At 50.6% G+C, this 1,243-nt stretch carries 1 protein-coding gene; it reads right to left on the reverse strand.

Annotated features, from left to right (window positions below; genetic code table 11):
* Positions 1-1,243 (reverse strand): hypothetical protein (locus AC1DXV_RS34820; protein WP_477938073.1); only part of this gene is annotated, 1,243 nt, incomplete at both ends.

Below are 1,243 nucleotides of genomic sequence, written 5' to 3' on the forward strand. Positions count from 1 at the left end.
GTACGGAACCGAGACGCCATCAACGCCGTTCGTCCACAAGGGACCATTGATGGCTTCCTTCCATTTCGGCTGTGTGCCAGGCTGAATCAGAACCGCCAATTGGTTCAAGCCGGGCGCTCCTGAATTGCCTCCATTTTCCCTGTTGCTTCCCAGCACTGTGGAATCCCTTTGCACGAATCCTCTGGCAAGACCAGTTCCCGGGCCTTTACCCCGATCTCCCACCCACGAAAATCCATTGATCATGACCTGAGAGTTCACCGAAAATGTTTCTATTTTCTGAAGAGCCAGCAGGCCAGTCGAATCCAGTGAGTCATACGCTATTCCAACAATCTCGTGAGGATCCGAGTTGTCTCCGATTGCAATATGCACATACGGTGGGATCGTTTCGCATTTCCTGAAGTACACCGCGCCTGTCGACCTCATCGATGACGTTATGGTGGGAAGGTATTGAGAAATGGCTGCCACGCAATTCGCCACCCATGAAGCAGTGGACGTACTCGAGACATTTTCCTGCGACTTGATTTGACTCTCTTCTTCGTCAAATCGAAACAACCCAGTCTTCTTCACACTCTTTCGAATGGGATCGAAGCTTGATGTGGCATCAACGGGCTTCCTCAATGGCCTTGCGAGAAGCGAACTCTTGGCCAGAAAATATACTTCTGGGTATAAATCAACCATTGGATAGACATCACCAGTATTGTGAGCACTGGGAAGGAATATCTGTGGCGCCGCAAGTGCTCGCGCCGCAATATTCCACTCGACGCCCAATTTCAGCTTCACTGCAGCTGCGAATGCCGGATTGTAGTAAACCGAGTTCATCTCTGGGTGATAAAAACCGACGGCCGAAGACTCAGGGTAATAAACCACCCTGTTCCCGCCTTGCTTCTTTTTGACCAATACAAGAATCTCTCCGCCTTGCGCCCTCTCCGAGTCCAGCTTCAAGGTTGTACTCAGATTCAGATCACCAACAACAACCTTCCCCCCCGCCACCTCATCGAAATGAACGCTCTTGATTTCATCGTCAGGGAGACGAACTTCGTAGATCAGTTCGGCCTTGCCGCTGCTTGTGTTGTACAGCCCGATTCTCTTGTTGGGCATGTCAGGCCGATAGCACGCCTTGTCAGAGCAGACGATCACGTTTCCGACAATCACATCACCATCTGTCTTGGTATCGTTCAACGAAACACTGATCTTGAACCTCGAATATCCTGGATTATCGAACAGCTTCGCAACAATCTGAGGC

It is taken from the genome of Rhizobacter sp. P3_C12, assembly GCF_056402735.1.